Annotated in this window: 21 protein-coding genes; 7 read left to right on the forward strand and 14 right to left on the reverse strand. The window is 70.9% G+C overall.

Translation table 11 applies throughout. The annotated features are described in order from the left end of the window. The first annotated feature begins 15 nt into the window (after window positions 1-15). Window positions 16-606: a TetR/AcrR family transcriptional regulator gene (locus KZI27_RS17250; protein ID WP_222658583.1), complete on the forward strand. Its 591-nt coding sequence runs from the start codon at window positions 16-18 to the stop codon at window positions 604-606. A gap of 79 nt (window positions 607-685) precedes the next feature. On the opposite strand, the gene KZI27_RS17255 is transcribed toward KZI27_RS17250, so the two are convergent. Continuing rightward, on the reverse strand, window positions 686-1,117 hold the full coding sequence (locus tag KZI27_RS17255; RefSeq protein WP_222658584.1) for a hypothetical protein: 432 nt from the start codon (window positions 1,115-1,117) through the stop codon (window positions 686-688). A gap of 138 nt (window positions 1,118-1,255) precedes the next feature. On the opposite strand from KZI27_RS17255, the gene KZI27_RS17260 reads away from it, so the two are divergent. After that, window positions 1,256-2,116, forward strand: a complete 861-nt coding sequence (locus KZI27_RS17260; RefSeq protein ID WP_222658585.1) for an NAD-dependent epimerase/dehydratase family protein — start codon at window positions 1,256-1,258, stop codon at window positions 2,114-2,116. A gap of 18 nt (window positions 2,117-2,134) precedes the next feature. Here KZI27_RS17260 and KZI27_RS17265 read toward each other — a convergent pair whose 3' ends face one another. Together KZI27_RS17265 and KZI27_RS17270 are read right to left on the reverse strand one after the other, a co-directional pair. Continuing rightward, complete coding sequence (locus tag KZI27_RS17265) at window positions 2,135-3,715, reverse strand: class I SAM-dependent methyltransferase (RefSeq protein WP_261783956.1); 1,581 nt, start codon at window positions 3,713-3,715, stop codon at window positions 2,135-2,137. Next, on the reverse strand, window positions 3,712-4,077 hold the full coding sequence (locus tag KZI27_RS17270) for an ArsR/SmtB family transcription factor (protein ID WP_123314349.1): 366 nt from the start codon (window positions 4,075-4,077) through the stop codon (window positions 3,712-3,714). The genes KZI27_RS17265 and KZI27_RS17270 overlap by 4 nt, the downstream gene beginning before the upstream one ends. Before the next feature lie 100 nt (window positions 4,078-4,177). On the opposite strand from KZI27_RS17270, the gene KZI27_RS17275 reads away from it, so the two are divergent. After that, on the forward strand, window positions 4,178-5,431 hold the full coding sequence (locus tag KZI27_RS17275) for an MFS transporter (protein ID WP_222658586.1): 1,254 nt from the start codon (window positions 4,178-4,180) through the stop codon (window positions 5,429-5,431). Window positions 5,432-5,586: 155 nt separating this feature from the next. On the opposite strand, the gene KZI27_RS17280 is transcribed toward KZI27_RS17275, so the two are convergent. Then, window positions 5,587-6,042: a TIGR02611 family protein gene (locus KZI27_RS17280; protein WP_261783957.1), complete on the reverse strand. Its 456-nt coding sequence runs from the start codon at window positions 6,040-6,042 to the stop codon at window positions 5,587-5,589. Window positions 6,043-6,173: 131 nt separating this feature from the next. Continuing rightward, on the reverse strand, window positions 6,174-6,506 hold the full coding sequence (locus tag KZI27_RS17285; RefSeq protein WP_222658587.1) for a TraR/DksA family transcriptional regulator: 333 nt from the start codon (window positions 6,504-6,506) through the stop codon (window positions 6,174-6,176). A 56-nt stretch (window positions 6,507-6,562) separates the two neighbouring features. On the opposite strand from KZI27_RS17285, the gene KZI27_RS17290 reads away from it, so the two are divergent. Beyond that, window positions 6,563-7,594: an LLM class flavin-dependent oxidoreductase gene (locus tag KZI27_RS17290; RefSeq protein WP_410004011.1), complete on the forward strand. Its 1,032-nt coding sequence runs from the start codon at window positions 6,563-6,565 to the stop codon at window positions 7,592-7,594. 9 nt (window positions 7,595-7,603) lie between these two features. Here KZI27_RS17290 and KZI27_RS17295 read toward each other — a convergent pair whose 3' ends face one another. Further along, window positions 7,604-8,092 carry an ASCH domain-containing protein gene (locus KZI27_RS17295; protein ID WP_261783958.1) on the reverse strand — a complete coding sequence of 163 codons (489 nt, stop codon included), beginning with the start codon at window positions 8,090-8,092 and terminating at the stop codon, window positions 7,604-7,606. A 123-nt stretch (window positions 8,093-8,215) separates the two neighbouring features. Between KZI27_RS17295 and KZI27_RS17300 the strand changes: the two genes are divergently transcribed. The 3 genes from KZI27_RS17300 to KZI27_RS17310 all read left to right on the forward strand — a co-directional run bounded on the left by KZI27_RS17300 (window position 8,216) and on the right by KZI27_RS17310 (window position 9,884). Continuing rightward, on the forward strand, window positions 8,216-8,662 hold the full coding sequence (locus tag KZI27_RS17300; protein ID WP_222658588.1) for a DUF2510 domain-containing protein: 447 nt from the start codon (window positions 8,216-8,218) through the stop codon (window positions 8,660-8,662). A gap of 63 nt (window positions 8,663-8,725) precedes the next feature. After that, window positions 8,726-9,613 (forward strand): hypothetical protein, encoded by an 888-nt coding sequence (locus KZI27_RS17305; RefSeq protein WP_222658589.1) that lies wholly within the window; start codon window positions 8,726-8,728, stop codon window positions 9,611-9,613. A gap of 16 nt (window positions 9,614-9,629) precedes the next feature. Continuing rightward, window positions 9,630-9,884, forward strand: a complete 255-nt coding sequence (locus tag KZI27_RS17310) for a hypothetical protein (RefSeq protein WP_222658590.1) — start codon at window positions 9,630-9,632, stop codon at window positions 9,882-9,884. 55 nt (window positions 9,885-9,939) lie between these two features. Here the strand turns inward: KZI27_RS17310 and KZI27_RS17315 are convergent, their stop codons facing one another. The 8 genes from KZI27_RS17315 to KZI27_RS17350 all read right to left on the reverse strand — a co-directional run bounded on the left by KZI27_RS17315 (window position 9,940) and on the right by KZI27_RS17350 (window position 17,738). Beyond that, entirely contained in the window at window positions 9,940-10,932 is a 993-nt protein-coding gene (locus KZI27_RS17315) for a site-specific tyrosine recombinase XerD (RefSeq protein WP_222661473.1), read from the reverse strand. A gap of 19 nt (window positions 10,933-10,951) precedes the next feature. Beyond that, window positions 10,952-11,533 (reverse strand): DUF1349 domain-containing protein, encoded by a 582-nt coding sequence (locus KZI27_RS17320; protein WP_222658591.1) that lies wholly within the window; start codon window positions 11,531-11,533, stop codon window positions 10,952-10,954. Further along, window positions 11,530-12,105, reverse strand: coding sequence for an NUDIX domain-containing protein (locus tag KZI27_RS17325; RefSeq protein ID WP_222658592.1), 576 nt, complete (start codon window positions 12,103-12,105; stop codon window positions 11,530-11,532). The genes KZI27_RS17320 and KZI27_RS17325 overlap by 4 nt, the downstream gene beginning before the upstream one ends. A gap of 162 nt (window positions 12,106-12,267) precedes the next feature. Continuing rightward, complete coding sequence (locus KZI27_RS17330; protein ID WP_222658593.1) at window positions 12,268-13,983, reverse strand: CTP synthase; 1,716 nt, start codon at window positions 13,981-13,983, stop codon at window positions 12,268-12,270. Window positions 13,984-14,107: 124 nt separating this feature from the next. Beyond that, complete coding sequence (recN, locus tag KZI27_RS17335; RefSeq protein WP_222658594.1) at window positions 14,108-15,802, reverse strand: DNA repair protein RecN; 1,695 nt, start codon at window positions 15,800-15,802, stop codon at window positions 14,108-14,110. 22 nt (window positions 15,803-15,824) lie between these two features. Beyond that, the gene (locus KZI27_RS17340; RefSeq protein ID WP_123314358.1) at window positions 15,825-16,748 is read right to left on the reverse strand and encodes an NAD kinase; all 924 of its coding nucleotides are present in this window, start codon (window positions 16,746-16,748) and stop codon (window positions 15,825-15,827) included. Further along, entirely contained in the window at window positions 16,745-17,557 is an 813-nt protein-coding gene (locus KZI27_RS17345; protein ID WP_261783959.1) for a TlyA family RNA methyltransferase, read from the reverse strand. Before KZI27_RS17345 ends, KZI27_RS17340 begins: the two co-directional genes overlap by 4 nt. Window positions 17,558-17,570: 13 nt before the next feature. Continuing rightward, window positions 17,571-17,738, reverse strand: a complete 168-nt coding sequence (locus tag KZI27_RS17350) for a hypothetical protein (protein ID WP_222658596.1) — start codon at window positions 17,736-17,738, stop codon at window positions 17,571-17,573. Window positions 17,739-17,745: the final 7 nt, after the last annotated feature.

Genomic DNA, 17,745 nt, shown 5'->3' on the forward strand with positions numbered 1-17,745 from the left:
CGGTACAGTCCTGCCATGGCACGACGGGGTTCGTACGCGAAGGGCATCGCGAAGCGCGAGGAGATCCTCACGGTCGCGCTCGACCTCGTCGCCTCGCAGGGCTTCCGCCGCACCAGCATCAAGGACATCGCCGACGCCGTCGGACTGACCCAGGCCGGCCTGCTGCACTACTTCGACTCGAAGGACGAGCTCTGGGTCGAGATCCTGCGGCGACGCGACGAGCTCGACCTGCAGCACGACTGGCAGGCGTCGGACCCGGCCGCGCTGCTCGCCGCGATCGTCCGGCACAACGCCGAGGTCCCCGGCCTGGTGCAGATGTTCGTCAACCTGTCCGCCGCCGCCGCGACCGACCCCGAGCACCCCGCGCACTCGTACTTCCAGGAGCGCTACGAGCGCAGCCGTCGCGACCTGTCCGCCGACTTCCGCACCATGCAGCAGGACGGACGGCTCCGCGCCGACGTCGACGCCGAGGAACTGACGAGCGTGCTGCTCGCGGTGTCCGACGGCATGCAGATCCAGTGGCTGTTCGACCCCTCGCGGGACATGGCGCAGCACGTCGAGCTCGTCGCCCGCCTCGCGATCGCCCAGGTCGCTCCCACCGCCTGACCCCGGACAACGGGGTACGGACAGGGCCTGGTCGGGAGGTGCGGCACACGCCTGCGCCGCACCTCCGGTCACGCGACGGTCAGGGCAACCGCACCGAGGCCAGCACGTACGACGCGTCGGCCCAGGCACGAACCTGCGCCTTCGACAGAGGCTCCTCCGGAGAGGTCGACCAATCCGAGATGTTCCGCCCCCGCATCTCACTCGCGAGGTGTTCGAGCACGTCACGCTTCGACTCAGTCGCCAGTGCCGCGCCGTACTGTTCCGCACCGGGGACGTCGGCGAGCTCGGTCAGGTAGGCCTGGCAGAACCAATCGGCCGCTTCTGCTCGCAGGTACGGGCTCTCGAGCGTGGCGTACCAGCGACGGAGGAACTCGTCGTACGGCCCTGAGTCCCGCATGAAGCCTTCGGACGCGAACAGGAGTTCGCGAACCCGCTGCGGGGTGAGCCCACGAGCTTGCTGCACGGCGTCACCGATCTTGCCCGCGTCGACCAGGTCAGCGAGAGTGCTCACGCTTGCAGCGTAGCCGGAACATCACATTCGGCGCTTCATGGCGAGCGGGGTACGGACAGGGCCTGGTCGGGTCAGGCGGCGCCGGGCAGGATGGGGCGTGCCCGTCAGGGCGACCCGACAAGGATGTGGAGTGACGCGATGACGCGTGTAGTGGTGACCGGCGGCAGCGGCAAGCTCGGACGAGCGGTGGTGCGCGACCTCGATGCGCACGGGTACGACGTGGTGCTGCTCGACCGCGTGCCCTCCCCCGACCAGCCGGAGGGCGTGCAGTTCGTCCGGATCGACCTGACCGATTACGGCCAGGTGCTGAACGCCCTGCTCGGCGTCGACGACCGCTACGACCACGTGGACGCCGTCGTGCACCTCGCGGCCGTCCCCGCTCCGGGGCAGGTCCCCGACGTGGCGCTCATCACGAACAACGTCACGGCGTCGATCAACGTCTTCCACGCCGCTCGCGCCGCGAAGATCAAGAACCTGGTGTGGGCGTCGAGCGAGACCCTGCTCGGCATCCCGATGGGCGAGCACCACCCGCCCTACCTGCCCGTCGACGAGGAGTTCGCGGTCCGCCCGCAGTCGTCGTACTCGCTCGGCAAGGCCGTGGAAGAGGAGATGGCGCGCCACTTCACCCGCTGGGACCCGGAGCTGAAGATGATCGGCCTGCGGTTCTCGAACGTGATGGACGAGACCGACTACCCCGCGTTCCCGTGGGACGCCACCCCCGAGGCGAAGACCTTCAACCTGTGGTCGTACATCGACTCGCGCGACGCCGCCCAAGCGGTCCGCAAGGCCGTCGAGGCCGAGCTCACCGGGTTCGAGGCGTTCGTCATCGCGAGCCCCGACACCGTGATGGACACCCCGACGATCGAGCTCGTCGAGCGCTACGTGCCCGACATCGAGCGTCGCGCGGACATCGACGGCGTCAGCTCGCTGCTGTCGTCGGAGAAGGCCCGCGAGCTGCTCGGCTACGCACCCGAGCACAGCTGGCGCGACGGGCGCTGACAGCGCCCGCGACCGCGGCTACGCCGGCAGCAACAGCCCGTCGAGCACCAGATCGCGCGCCGCCGGCAGCAGGTCGGCGGCGAGCACCTGCTCGTCGACACCCGTGATCTGCGCGAGCGCGCCGACGATCGCGGCGACGGACAAGTCGCCGTCGCACGCTCCGACGAACGCGGCGAGCGCCGTGTCCGCATCGACCCGTCGTCCGAGTCCGCCGCCCTGCACGAGCGTCATCACCGTCGGGTCGTCGTTGCCCGGCCAGTAGTAGCGTTCCTCGGTGACGTCGCCCGCCACCGTCAGGTGCGCCACGGCGAGCGCGGCGTCGTCGTGGTCGGCGAGCCAGGCGGCCGCGTCGAGGACGCGAGCGACCGTGGCACCCAGCCCAGCGGGGTTGGAGCCGAGCGTCTCGGGGACGCGCTCGAACCGGCGGAGGCTCGCCGTTCCTCCTGGCTGGGCTCGACGCGCCACGACGTAGCCGAAGCCGACGCCGGTGACGCGACGGTCCGCGAAGTCGTCGAGCCAGGCGCCGACCAGCGTGTCGAACTGGGGAGTTCCGGGCTTCGTGCCGCCGTCGCGGATCCAGGTCTCGGCGTACGACGTCGGGTCCTGACGCTCGCGCTCGATGACCCATGCGTCGAGGTCGGTGTCCGCGAACCAGCCGCGCACGCGGTCGAGGCCGTCGACGCCCCAGTGGTACTCCCAGTTGCCGAGCAGCTGCGCGGTCCCACCGGGCTCGAGGTGGTCGGACAGCCCACGGAGCACGGTCTCGACGAGGGCGTCGCCGACCATGCCGCCGTCGCGGTACTCGTACGAGGGGACGCCTGGCCGCCGGGGCGTGATGACGAACGGCGGGTTCGAGACGATGCGGTCGAACCGCTCTCCCGCGACGGGCTCGAAGAGCGAGCCGTACCGGAAGTCGATCCCGTCGATGCCGTTCAGCTGCGCGTTGAAGCGGGCGATGTCGAGGGCGCGACGCGAGATGTCGGTGGCGACGACGTGCTCGGCGAAGCGCCGGGCGTGCATGGCCTGGATCCCGCAGCCGGTGCCGAGGTCGAGCACCGTCCGGACGGGCACCGGCACCTGCAGGCCGCTCAAGGTGGTGGTGGCGCCGCCGATGCCGAGGACGTGCTCCTCGCTGATCGCGTGCCCGAGGGCGAGTTCCCCGAGGTCGGAGACGATCCACCAGCTGCCGGCGCCGAGGTCGTCGACGAAGGCGTAGGGGCGCAGGTCGACCGTCGGGCGGACGTCGTCTCCGTCTCCGTCTCCGTCTCCGGTCAGCAGTCCCGCGGTGATCACGGCGTCGAGCCCGGCGGTCGGGAACGCCGCGGCGGCGTCCGCTCGGGACGTCGGCAGCCCGAGCACGAACAGGGTGGCGAGGGTGCCGAGCGGGGTCGTCTCGCGCGCTGCGAGCGCACGGAGGGCCGCGACTCGTGACCCACGGTGCAGCGATGCGGCCGCTTCGGTGCCCCAGAGTGCGTCGACCCGGTCGACGGTGAAGCCGGCGGCGTCGAGGTCCGCGGCGAGCGCCGTCGTCACGGCGGGCTCGGCCCCGATGTCCGGGAGTGTGTGCACGTCGGCACCCGCGCCGGGCACCGTGCTCACGACTCGATCCCGTCGCGGAGCAGGGCCGCGGGCACCTGCCAGTCGAGCACCAGGTCGAGCAGCCCCGGGAACCGCTGCTGCACGTCCTCGATCCGGACGCGGCTGATGCGGGTCAGACCCTCGAGGTGCTGTTCGAGCAGTCCGGCTTCGCGCAGGACCCGGAAGTGGTGGGTGAGCGTGGACTTCGGTCGGTCGATGCCGACCCAGCCGCAGCTCCGCTCACCACCGGCCGCGTCGACGAGGTAGCGGTGCAGGATCGCCAGCCGGATCGGGTCGCTCAGGGCGTCCAGGACGACGGGGAGGTCCATCTCGGCCACGGACGGCTGGGGCAGCCGCTCGGGGGCATCGACGTGCGCGGGCATGGACGGGACGCTACCACCGTTCGGCTTGCTGTACGACTTGCGTCGTACAGCGGACTGCGGTACGAATGCACTCGTACAACGGGCCATCGGAAGGATGCTCATGCAGCAGTCAGCTCGCTCGGTCGTCGGGTTCTGGATCCTCGCGGCGATGCTCCTGGTCTCGGTCGCGTCGTCCGCGGTCCCCTCGCCGATCTACCCGGTCTACGCCGCCGAGTGGCACCTCACGCCGCTCATGCTGACCGGCGTCTTCGCCATCTACGTCGCCGGGCTGCTCGCGAGCCTGCTCGTCGCCGGACGCCTGTCGGACCACGTCGGCCGCAAGCCCGTGCTCGTCGCCGGCGGTCTCGGCGTGGCCCTGTCGCTCGGGCTGTTCGCGATCGCGGACGGCGTCGGCGCGCTCATCGTCGACCGCATCGTGCAGGGCGTCTCCGTCGGGCTGCTCATCGGGGCGCTCGGCGCGGCCCTCATCGACAACTCGCTCGAGCGGCACCCGACCCTGGCCGGCGTGCTGAACGGTGTCATCCCGCCGATCGCCCTGGCCACCGGTGCGATGTCGAGTGGCGCGCTCGTCCAGTGGGGTCCGGCGCCGGAGCAGCTCGTCTACCTGGTGTTCGGCGCACTGCTCGTCCTCCTCGTCCTCGCGCTGTTCGTGGTGCCCGAGCAGGTCCAGCGGCGCCCCGGAGCCCTCCGCTCCCTGCGTCCGACGATCAGCGTCCCGCGGAGCTCCCGCCGGCTGTTCCGCGGGGTCGTCGGTTCCCTCGTCGCCAGCTGGGCGCTCGGCGGCATGTTCCTCTCGCTCGTCCCCTCGGCCCTCGGTGCCGTGTTCGGCATCACGAACCACTTCGCGGCCGGAGCACTCATCGCCGTCGTCACCGGCGTCGGCGCACTGACCGGGCTCGCGACGCAGCGCATGGACGCACGTCGTGCGGTGCTCGTCGGACTCGTCGCCCTGGTGCTCGGTCCGATCGTGACCGTGGCGTTCGTGATGGCGCACTCCCTGCCCGGCCTCGTGGTCGGCAGCGCGATCGCCGGCATCGGCTTCGGTGCCGGGTTCCAGGCACCGCTGCGGATGCTGCTCGCGACCGCCGCACCGACGCACCGCGCCGGACTGCTCTCCACGATCTACGTCGTCAGCTACCTGGCGTTCGGGGTCCCCGCGGTCATCGGCGGGCTGCTCGAACCGTCGATCGGCCTCGTCCCGGTGATTGCCGGGTACGGCGGGTTCATCGTCCTCGCCGCCGTCGTCGCACTCGTGCTGCAGCTGGTGTCGAAGGACGCGGCCGCCGTCGAGGAGCAGGCCGCCGAGGTCATCGAGCGCACCGCCACCGGGTCGGTCCGCGTCGCTGCGGAGTAGGCGCGCTCGGCGTTCGGCGCGCGCCAGGCGCACGGTGCGAGGTTGGTCATACGGTGCGAGGTTGCTCGCTCAGTGGGAGCCTGCAGTGCCGCGCGGAGCGACCAACGTCGCACTCAGTGACGAAAACAGCACGGTGACGGCCGCGACGACCCGACCTAGTGACCCGGGTGCGCCGAGTTCGCACCGCGCGCCCGTCCACGAGCACGCACCCCGACCGTCCGAGCAGCACCCGTGTGGGCGGCGTCGACGTCGGCCTTGCCCCGGTCGGCAGCATCGCGCAGTCGCTTGGGTCCGTGCCGCTTGGCCCAGTCCCAGAAGCGGTGCAGCTGCGCCTTGAGCCAAACGATGATCTTGTGGAAGAAGTGGAACTCGCTCGCCAGCACCGTGAGGCCGATGAACACCACGAGCCAACCGGGCCCGGGCAGCGGCACCAGGATGAGTCCGATGATGACGACCAGCCCGCCGACGATCCCGACGAGCACCTTGTAGAACAGATGCAGGTGCGGTCGGGCGTGAATCCAGGTCCGCATGTCGTGGAACCACTGGAAGCGCTGACGGGGCGCACCCTCGGCCCGGCTCTCGCCGGGTCCGTCGTTCGGGTCACCGTCCATGCCGAAAACGTAGGGCGTGCGGCTGGGAATCCGCGGCGCACGCGGTGGACGCGCGGTGCGCGTGAGGGGCGCGACGTGGCGGGCCCGCACCGTGCCTCCAGGCCGTCAGTGGGTGTCTGCCGGGAGGCCCGTCATGCGTGCGCGACGCACGTCGCGGCCCACGGGACGGCGGCCAACCGGGCCGCTGGGATCGGTTCTCCTCCGACCGTGCACGTTCCGTAGGTGCCCGCGTCGAGCCGCGCGAGTGCGGCGTCCACCTGCTCGATCCGTTGCCGTGCCGCGTCGCGGACGGCACCGAGCGAGCCGCGCTCCCACGCGAGGGTCGCGCCCTCGGGATCGTGTTCGTCGTCGGAGTTGGCGTCCTGCCGGGCGTCGCTGACGTCGCGCATGCTCCGCTCGACGTCGGCGAGCAGCCGTTCGTTGCGGGCGCGTTCGGTGTCGAGTGCGGCGCGGGGGTCGTCCATGGCGGACACCGTAGTCGCGGCGGAATGCGCAGTTCTCCGGATGCGTTTGCATCGACATGACGAAGATCGGGTTCCTGTCGTTCGGACACTGGCGCGACGTGCCGGGGTCGAAGGTGCGCAGCGGGCGTGAGTCCCTGGTGCAGGCGATCGACCTCGCGGTCGCTGCCGAAGAGGCCGGCGTCGACGGCGCCTACTTCCGCGTGCACCACTTCGCTCCGCAGCAGGCTGCTCCGTTCCCCCTGCTGTCTGCGATCGCCGCGAAGACGAGCCGCATCGAGATCGGGACCGGCGTGATCGACATGCGCTACGAGAACCCGCTGTACATGGCGGAAGAGGCAGCGGCGACCGACCTGATCTCCGGCGGACGGCTGCAGCTCGGCGTCTCCCGTGGATCACCCGAGACCGCCCTCGCCGGTTACCAGCAGTTCGGCTACGTGCCGGACGCGTCCGACGAGAACGGCGGCGACATGGCGCGGGCGCACACCTCGGTGTTCCGTCGCGCCATCGCTGGCGAGCCGATGGCGAACGCCAACCCGCAGATGACCGGCTCGGTCGGGTCGCTGCCGATCTCCCCGCTCGCCGACTCGCTCGGCGACCGCGTCTGGTGGGGTGCCGGCACCCGGGCCACCGCCGAGTGGACTGCCGAACAGGGCATGAACCTGATGTCGTCGACGCTGCTCACCGAGGACACCGGTGTGCCGTTCGACGAACTGCAGGCCGAACAGATCGAGCGCTTCCGCCGAGTGTGGGCGGAGTCGGGCTGGGAGCGGACCCCTCGGGTGACGGTCTCGCGGAGCATCATCCCGATCATCGACGACGAGTCGCGGCACTACTTCGGCGTCCGCGCACAGGTCGAGGGGCAGGACCAGGTCGGACACCTCGACGGCGGTCTGGCACGCTTCGGCCGCTCGTACATCGGATCGCCCGAGGACCTCGTCGCAGAGCTCGCAGCGGACCAAGCCGTCCGCGCTGCCGACACCGTGCTCGTCACGGTGCCGAACCAGCTCGGCGTCGACTTCAACGCGCGGCTGCTCGCCGCCGTGAAGGACGTGTTCACCGAGGTCGACGCAGCGCCCGTCCCGGCCTGACCTGCTCGGTCAGGCGCTGACGGTCGGCGCCAAGTCCGGCGTCGGCGTCGGCCAGAGCAGCCGGAAGCGCTCGCAGACCACCGGCATGTCCGGTTCGAAGCCGCGCGGGTTCTCGGAGTGCGCGCGCCAGTACGCCTCGTGCGCCCTCTGCCAGTGCTCGAGGGTCCGGTCGCCCTCACCTTCGGCACGCGCGTGCTCTGCTCCGACGGCATCGAACGGGACGATCCGGACGTCCGTCGTCTCGATGACGGCCCGCGGAACTCCAGCACCGTCGGTCACGATGCTGCGCTCCCCGGTCAGGGGGAGCGGGTCACCCGCCGCCTCGTAGTCCCAGAGCGAAGACGCCGTACCGTCCTTGACCCCACGGAGCACCAGGCCGAGCAGCTCGTCAGCTTGCTCCGGAGTGGCACCGAACGACCACGCCTCCGGCGCCTCGACGGGCAGTTCCGGGGCCTCGGCGCGCCGCTCGTTCCAGAAGTCGTCGAGGGTCGTGGCCACCAGCCGACCGTAGCGCACCGCGGGGTGTCCGCACTTGTGCCGACACCCGCCTTGGGACTGTGGCAAGACCGTCCCGACTCGTACCGTCGAGGAGCACCATCCCCCGCACCTCGAGGAGTCCCCGTGACACTGCCGGCCGCAGGCTGGTTCCCGGACCCGCAGGACGCCAGCCGTCTGCGCTGGTGGGACGGTCACGCCTGGGGCGCTGCGACGCGCGTCCTGCCGAGCGCTCCGGAACCGGTCATGCCGATCGTCGTCGCACCCGTCGGCCCCGCATTCTCGGTGCACACCGCATCGATCCGGACCCACGCGTGGGCGTCCGGCGGCGGTCGCGACCGACGGTTGTGCGTGTTCACGGTACTCGCGGTACTGCTGGCCCTGACGTCGATCATCATCAACCCGCTTGGTGTCTGCAGCGCGCTCGCCCTCGTGTGCGGGCTCGTCGGTGTCGTCCGCCCCGGCGCGACCGGTGGGTGGGCGGTCGCCGCGAGGAGCGCGTCCTCGAGCGCGGTGGTGGTGGCGGTCGCGACGGGCGCGGTGGCGGCGTCGACGCAGTTCCACCTCTTCTGACGGGGCGGGGTTCACCAGTCTCATCGATGGCAAAGGATTGCCAGAGGTGGAGGTCGTTGCCATTTGTCATGCAGTATTCCACTACGGCACCGACGCCGTACCGAAGGGATGATCATGAACAAGCTCGGGACTCGCGGGGCAACCACTTTCGCGGCGGTGTCGTCGATCGTGCTGGGGTGTGCACTCCTGTCCGCAACACCAGCCGCGGCGGCTCCCCTCGAAGAGGATCGGGCGATCCGGGCCGTGGAGGCCGCGGAGCGCGCGCTCGGACTCGCCGACGATTTCCTTCCAGACAGCCCTGAGGTGCTCGCAGCGGGTGCCCCCGCAGCACCCCCGGGCACATCGGCGGCTACCAGCATCACCCCCGGCCCGAACTCGGACCACGCGACCGGTGTCCGGTACACGGCGGACCGTCTCGATGAGAAGTCGACTCGCTATGCGGCGGTGATGAGCGCTCCGGCATCGTCCAGTGCGAGCTGGGCGTTCAACGACGATGTCGAACTGGTGCTCCTCGACGACGGGCGGGTGAGTGTGAGCGACGGCAACGGTGGTTTGATCGCCGGCATAGACGCACCATGGGCGGTCGATGCGAGCGGACGAGCCCTGCCGACGAGCTACCGGGTCGACGGGACGACTCTCGTCCAGGACGTCCGAGTCGATTCGCGGACGGCCTATCCGGTCGTCGCCGATCCGCGCTACAGCACGTTCCCCGGGTACTGGACCGTCACGTTCAACCGAGCCGAGAGCGCCACGGTCGTCGGGACGGTCGCGAGCTGCGCGGCGCTCTTCTCGAAGTCACCCGTTCCGGTCCTCCGAGCGCTCACGGTGACCTGCGGTGTGCTCGCCGCGTTCAGCACGGCACAGCTCGCCGGGGGGAAGTGCGTGAAACTCCACCTGGCGGGGCTTCCCGGCGTCATCGCCCAGTGGTGGCCGACGTTCCCGAAGTGCTGAGACGATGATCGCACCCATGTTCGTCGGACTCTTCGTCGGGTTCGCCCTGTCCACGGCCGGGGAATTCACCGATCGCTGGACCTCGAGGCTCCTGCGTGTCCTGCCGATCGTCCTCTGGTTCGGATGGCTGGTCAGCGTGATGCCGGACGGGATCTCCGACGTCGAGCTTCGCCTCCTCGCTATCGGGATGTTCGGTCTCCTGACCGGGATGTTCCTCGCTTGGGCCTCGTTCGGCCATCGGGCGCGTCGCCGCCGGGGGCACTCGAACTGATGCGTGGCGGAAGGGTCACGCCTTCTTGGGCGAGACCCTTCCGCCGCGACGAGACCTACCGCCGCGCCCGCGGATGCGCCGTCTGGTACACGTCCCGCAGCATGTCCGCCGTGACCATCGTGTAGATCTGGGTCGTCGCGACGCTCGCGTGCCCGAGCAACTCCTGCACCACGCGCACGTCGGCCCCGCCCTCGAGCAGGTGCGTCGCGAACGAGTGCCGGAAGGTGTGCGGCGACACGTGTGCCTCGAGGCCCGCCGCCTCGGCCGCCGACTGGATCACGAGCCACGCACTCTGTCGTGAGAGCCGAGCGCCCCGGGCGCCGAGGAACAGCGCCGGCGTCGAGGGCCCGCGTGCCGCGAACACCGGCCGCGCACGCACCAGGTAGGCGTCGATCGCCGCCCGGGCGAAGCTGCCGAGCGGCACGACCCGCTGCTTGTTCCCCTTGCCGGTGACCTTCACGACGGCGAGGCCATCGGCGTCCGGAGCCGAGTCGTCTGACAGCGTGGTCACGTCGTCCACCGACAACCCCACCGCCTCGGAGATCCGCGCGCCGGTGGCGTAGAGCAGTTCGAGCAGGGCCTTGTCCCGCAGCTGGACGGGGTCGTCGGCGTCGACGGACACCGCGCCGAGCAGCCGCTCCATGTCCTCCACCGAGATCGCCCTCGGCAGCCGCATCGGGGCCTTCGGCGGCCGGACGGCGGTACCGGGGTCGAGCGGCAGCCAGCCCTCCCCCGCCGCGAAGGCCGTGAACGACCGCACCGAGCTGAGCATCCGGGCGATCGATCTCGGTGCCAGCGGACCGTCCGGCTTCGTCGCCAGGTGGGTCACGAACTCCGAGACGTCCGCACGCGCCAGCCGCCCGACGTCGTCGATCGCAGACGCCCCGCCGGCCCGGTCGGCTCCGTCGGAGTCCACCATCGGAGCGGTCGCCAACCACGACGTGAACACCGCGAGGTCACGCCGGTAGGCCGACAGGGTGTGCTGCGACAGCCCGCGCTCGATCGCGACGTGCCGCAGGTACGTCTCCGTGGCACGGTCGAGCGGGATCACGACAGCAGGCGCACGGTCAGTGCAGCGCCTCGTCAGGCGCCCCGACCCGGTACCCGGTGAAGCTCACGGTCAGGCCGGCACGCGTCGGAGCGGCGCACAACAGTCCGGCCGACACGACGGCATCGGGATCGAGGTACGCGACCCGCACGAGGCGCGGCTGTTCGTCGTCGGCCCACGCCCGCACGGTCACCGCATCGCCGTCGCGGCTGACCCGGACCGTGACGTCGCGTCCCACCCACTCCGGCACGGGCGCGACCGACCAGTCCGAGGAGTCACGGGTCACCACGGCGCCGAGCTGCGGCGTCCCGTCGGAGACCTCGACACCGGCCTTGATCCAGTTCCGCTCGTCGACGCGCAGGAAGACGCCGGCCTGGTCGAACTGTTCCGTGTAGTCGAGCACGAACGAGACCTCGACCGAGAACGCCCCGTCGATGCGCTGCACCAGCGCGTGCTCGGAGTCGTGGACGAACCCGTACGAGGTGGTCCGCCAGGCATCACTGCCCTCGATGGCCGTGACGCGCAGCACGTCGCCGTCGAGCACTGCCGCCTCGGGCTCGTGCGTCCAGCTGGCCGTGTCGACCAGTTCGCGCAGGCTCATGCGCGGCGACGCTCGAGCGCGTCGACGGCGAGCACCGCCACGACGAGCCCGGAGTTCTGCAGCCGTCCGTCGAGGATCGCCTCCACCAGCTCCGCCCGCGGCACCCACCGCTTCACGATGTCGGCTTCCTCGGCCTCACGCTCGAACGCGGTCGCCGTGGGCCGGACACCCCGCGCGCGGTAGACCTGCAGGAACTCGTCGCTCCCACCGGACGAGGTGTTGTACCGGACCAGCGGCTCCCACGTGTCCGCTTCGAGGTCGGCCTCTTCCGCGAGTTCGCGCGCGGCGGCGACCTGGAGGTCCTCGCCCTCCACGTCGAGCAGGCCGGCCGGAAGCTCCCAGTCGCGCACGCGCACCGGGTGCCGGTACTGCTGGATCACGAGCACCCGGCCCTCGTCGTCCTCGGCGTAGACCGCGACGGCACCGGTGTGGTCGATGTACTCGCGGACCATCGTCTCGTCGTTGTAGGCGATCGCGTCCCGCCGGACGTCCCAGACGGCGCCCTCGTACACGACGGTCGACTCGGTGACCTCGAACGAGGCGGGTTCGTCAGCGATGGGTGCGTCAGTCACGGAACCATCCAAGCACGCGCCCCTCGCGGAACCAGGTTCCGGACACAGCACCACGCCGTTCCGCGGTTCCGTGTCCGGAACCAGGTGCCGTGGGCGCGACAGACGACGGACGGGAGGCGCGGTGCCAGCTGGCACCGCGCCTCCCGTCAGAGACCACTCGCGTTACGCGACCTGCTCCTCGTTCTGCGGGTCGAACAGGCTGGACGCCTCGTGGCGCTCGATCGCGGCCGCGACGAGCCCCGCGAACAGCGGGTGCGCGTTCGTCGGACGCGAGCGCAGCTCCGGGTGCGCCTGCGTGGCGATGTAGAACGGGTGCACGTCGCGCGGCAGCTCGACGTACTCGACCAGGGTGCCGTCGGGCGAGGTGCCCGAGAACACCAGGCCGGCGTCCGCGATCTGCTGCCGGTAGGTGTTGTTGACCTCGTAGCGGTGACGGTGGCGCTCGGACGCCTCGGGCGCACCGTAGAGCGACTCGGCCAACGACCCCGACGTGAACGTCGCCGGGTACAGGCCGAGGCGCATGGTGCCGCCCAGGTCGCCGCCGGCGATGATGTCCACCTGCTCCGCCATGGTCGCGATGACCGGCGTCGAGGTCTCCGGGTCGAACTCCGTGCTCGACGCGTCGGTGAGACCGGCCTCGTGGCGGGCGTACTCGATCACCATGCACTGCAGGCCGAGGCACAGGCCGAGCGTCGGGATGCCCTGCTCGCGGGCGAAACGCAGCGCACCGAGCTTGCCCTCGATGCCACGGACGCCGAACCCACCGGGGATGCAGATGCCGTCCACGTCGCCGAGCTGCTTCGCAGCGCCCTCGGGCGTGGTGCAGTCGTCGGAGACTACCCACTTCAGTGTGACCTTCGCGTCGTGCGCGAAGCCACCGGCGCGCAGCGCCTCGGTGACCGACAGGTAGGCGTCCGGCAGGTCGATGTACTTGCCGACCAGGGCGATCGTGACATCCTTCTTCGGCTCGTGTACCGCACGGAGCACCGGGGTCCACGCGGTCCAGTCGACCGGGCCGGCCTCGAGCTTGAGCGCATCGACGATGACCTGGTCGAGGCCCTGGTTGTTCAGCAGCGTCGGCAGGTCGTAGATCGACGGGACGTCCACGGCGTTCACCACGGCGTCCTCGTCCACGTCGCACATCAGCGCGATCTTCTTCTTGTTCGAGTCCGACACCGGACGGTCCGACCGCAGCACGAGCGCGTCGGGCTGGATGCCGATCGAGCGGAGCGCAGCCACGGAGTGCTGCGTCGGCTTCGTCTTCTGCTCGCCCGAGGCGTTCATGAACGGAACGAGCGACACGTGCACGAAGAACACGTTGTTGCGACCGAGCTCGTGGCGGACCTGGCGTGCCGACTCGATGAAGGGCTGCGACTCGATGTCGCCCACGGTGCCGCCGACCTCGGTGATGATGACGTCGGGCTGCGGGTCGTTCTCTGCCTGCTCACGCATCCGGCGCTTGATCTCGTCGGTGATGTGCGGGATGACCTGCACGGTGTCACCGAGGTACTCGCCACGGCGCTCCTTGGCGATGACCGTGGAGTACACCTGGCCGGTCGTGACGTTCGCCGACTGCGCCAGGTTGATGTCGAGGAAGCGCTCGTAGTGCCCGATGTCGAGGTCCGTCTCCGCACCGTCGTCGGTCACGAAGACCTCGCCGTGCTGGAACGGGTTCATGGTGCCCGGGTCCACGTTGAGGTAGGGGTCGAGCTTCTGCATGACGACCTTGAGGCCGCGAGCCGTGAGGAGGTTGCCGAGGCTTGCTGCCGTCAGGCCCTTGCCGAGAGACGAGACGACCCCGCCGGTCACGAAGATCTGCTTCGTCACCTTCGGGGTCGGGGTGTTTGCCTGGGTACCGCTGCTGAGAGTGTCCGCCACGGGATTCCATCGTACGTCAGAACTGCCGGGAGGCGCGACCCCGGTTCGCCGTGGGCGTTGCGCGGGTGGGTCGCCGGGTGTTCGGGCCGCACTCGCGCTCGGCCGCCGGCCGGCGGTCCGTCGGTCAGGCCGTCTGGCCGGCCACGTCGAGGAGCTCGCGGGCGTGCTCCACGCCGCTGGCGCTGTCGCCGAGGCCGGAGAGCAGCCGCGCCATCTCCTGCAGGCGGTCCTCGCCCTCGAGTCGTCGCACGCTCGACGAGGTCACGGCGCCACTGGCGTCCTTCACCACGTTGAGGTGGTTGTTCGCGAACGCCGCGACCTGCGCCAGGTGCGTGACGACGATGACCTGCGTGCGCTCGGCGAGCTTCGCCAGCCGACGACCGATCTCGATCGCCGCCGCACCGCCCACGCCGGCGTCGACCTCGTCGAAGACGAACGTCGGCACCGTCGTGCTGCCGGCCATCACGACCTCGATCGCGAGCATGACGCGTGAGAGCTCGCCACCCGACGCGCCCTTGCCGATCGGCCGGGGGTCGGTGCCGGAGTGCGGCTGCAGCAGGATCGAGACCTGGTCGCGTCCGTGCCGGCGGTACTCGCCCGCGTCGCTGACCTCGACCACCAGCGTGGCGCCGGCCATCGCGAGGGTCTTCAGTTCAGTCGTGACGCGCTTCGCGAGGTCCACTGCCGCCTTCGTGCGAGCAGCAGTCAACGCCGCCGCCGCCGCCCCGAGTGCCTGCTCGTCCTGTTCGACGGACTGCTGGAGCGCCGCGATGCGGTCGTCGTCGCCGTCCAGCTCGAGCAGGCGGTCACTGGCACGCTGCCCGTAGGCGATGACGTCGTCGACGGTGTCGCCGTACTTGCGGGTGAGGCCGGCGAGCAGCGCGCGTCGTTCGTTGATGAGCTCGAGGTCGTGCCCGGCCTCGGGCTCGAGCGAGCCGAGGTAGCTGGAGATGCTCGCAGAGGCCTCGGCCGCCTGGATCCCGAGTTCCGTGAGCTGCTCGAGCACCGGCTGCAGGGCGGCGTCGGAGTCGGCGACGCGCTCGACGGCACGGCGGGCGGACTCGACCAGGCCGATGACGTCCGAGACACCGTCGAGGGACTCGCTGGACAGGGCCTCGTGCGCCAGGGCGGCGGACAGTCGGAGTTCCTCGAGGTTCCCGAGCCGGTCGGCGCGCTCGGCGAGCTCGACGTCCTCGCCGGGCTGCGGGTCGGCCGCTTCGATCTCGTCCGATGCGGCGCGGATCCGTTCGGCCTCGGCCACCCGCTCGTCACGGTCCCGCGTCAGCGTCTCGAGCTCGCCCGTGTGCTGCTGCCACGCGTCGTACGCCGCGACGTACCGGTTCAGGACCTTCTCGAGGGCCGCGCCGCCGAAGCCGTCGAGCGCCGCACGCTGCGCGGTCGACGAGGTCAGTCGGATCTGGTCGGACTGACCGTGCACCGTCACGAGCTGGTCGGCGAGTTCACCGAGGACCGCCACGGGGGCACTCCGCCCGCCGACGGTGGCGCGGCTGCGGCCCTCGGCCGAGACCGTGCGCGTGAGGATCAGTTCGCCGTCCTCGACGGCGCCGCCGGCGTCCTCGACGCGTTCTGCGACCGCGGCGTGCTCGGGGACGTTCCAGCGGCCCTCGACCACGGCGCTCGACGCACCGCGGCGGACCGAACCGGCGTCCGCCCGGGCACCGAGCAGCAACCCGAGGGCGGTGACGATCATGGTCTTGCCCGCACCGGTCTCGCCGGTGACGACGGTGAACCCCGGACCGAGTTCGAGTGTGGTCTCGCCGATGACCCCGAGGTCACGGATCGCGATCTCCTCGATCATCGGTGGTCCTCCTGTCGGCCGGTCACAGGTCGTCCTCGTCGGTCTGCGGCCCGCGCCACCCGGTGACCGGGAGCCGGAACTTCGCGACCAGCCGATCGGTGAAGGGGGCGTCCTTGAGGCGCGCGACCCGCACCGGGTCCGGAGACCGTCGGACCTCGACCCGAGCGCCCGGCGGCAGGTCGTGCGTCCGGCGACCGTCGCACCACAGGACGCCGACGCCGCTCGTGCGCCGGAGGACCTCGATCGCGAGGACGCGGTCCGGACCCACCACGATCGGGCGGGAGAACAGGGCGTGCGCGCTGAGCGGCACCATCAGCAGGGCGTCGACGTCGGGCCAGACGATCGGACCGCCGCCGGAGAACGAGTACGCCGTGGACCCGGTGGGGGTCGACACGACGACGCCGTCGCACCCGAACGAGGACAGCGGACGACCGTCGACCTCGGTCACCACCTCGAGCATGCGCTCGCGCGAGGCCTTCTCGATGGTGGCTTCGTTGAGCGCCCAGCTCGAGTAGACGATCTGGTTGCCGACGACGACGTCGACCTGCAGGGTGACGCGTTCCTCGACGTGGTACTCCCCCGACAGGGCGCGCTCGACGGTCTCGGCGAGGGCGTCCCGCTCGCTCTCCGCCAGGAAGCCGACGTGTCCGAGGTTCACCCCGACGATCGGGGCCCGCGTCTCGCGCACGAGTTCGGCCGCGCGCAGGATGGTGCCGTCGCCACCGAGCACGATGACGATCTCGAGCTGGTCCGCCTGGACGTCGACGCCGAGGATGTCGACCTGGCCCACCGACGCCTCGGCCCGGCGGATGTCGGCGTACTCGTCGAACGGCATCACCGGGACCAGACCGGCGGCGTGCAGCAGGTCGCAGACCTCCACCGCAGCATCGATCGAGTCACGGCGACCCGTGTGGGAGACGAGCAGGATGTGCCGGTCGTCGCTCATGCGGTCCCCTCTGTGAGTTCGGTTGCCCGGACTCTCCATTCTGTCGGATTGCCACCGACACCACGCTGGAAGCGCGCGAGGTACTCGTGGTTGCCGTGCGTCCCGATGATCGGCGACGCCGCGAGCCCGGTGGTCCCGAAGCCGAGGTCCCACGCCGCCCACAGGACGTTCATCAGGGCGTCGTCACGGAGGGCCGGGTCGTGCACGATGCCCTCGCGCACCCCACCGCGGCCGACCTCGAACTGCGGCTTCACGAGCAGGACGAGGTCGTCGGCGGGCACGGCCTCGGCCAGGGCGGGCAGCACCAGCCGCAGCGAGATGAACGACAGGTCGCCGACGACCAGGGTCGTCTCGGCTGCGGCGCCGTCGAGCGCGAGGTAGTCGGACCGGGTCAGACTGCGGGCGTTGGTGCCCTCGACCACGGCGACACGCTCGTCGACGGCGATCGACGGGTGCAGTTGCCCGTGTCCGACGTCGAGCGCGATGACACGACGAGCACCACGGGACAGGAGCACCTGGGTGAAGCCGCCTGTGCTGGCGCCGACGTCCAGCACCACACGACCGGACGGGTCGACCGCGAAGGCGTCGAGCGCTCCGACGAGCTTCCGGGCAGCGCGGGAGACCCACTCGTCGGCCGCGTCGACCACGATGTCGGCACCCGGGGCGGTCGGGGCAGCGGGCTTCACCACGGGACGGCCGTCGACCGTCACCCGGCCGTCCTGGATGAGCTTGGAAGCAGCGGTCCGCGACCGCGCGAGTCCGCGCGTCGCGAGGAGGGCGTCGAGGCGGACCGGGGTCGCGTCGGGCACGGCTCCGTCCGGTTCAGGCACTCGCGGAGCCGCCGCCCTCGAGCCGCGTGCGCAGCTCGTCGTGCAGTGCGGAGAACGCGTCGGCGCGCTCGACGAGCGGCAGGGCTTCGGCCGCCGAGGTGCGCGCGGCGAACTCGTCCTGCGGTTCCAGGTCGGCGGACGGCTGCTCGGGGGTCGGCACGTCCGAC

This window comes from Curtobacterium sp. TC1 (assembly GCF_019844075.1).
Classification (GTDB): Bacteria; Actinomycetota; Actinomycetes; order Actinomycetales; family Microbacteriaceae; genus Curtobacterium.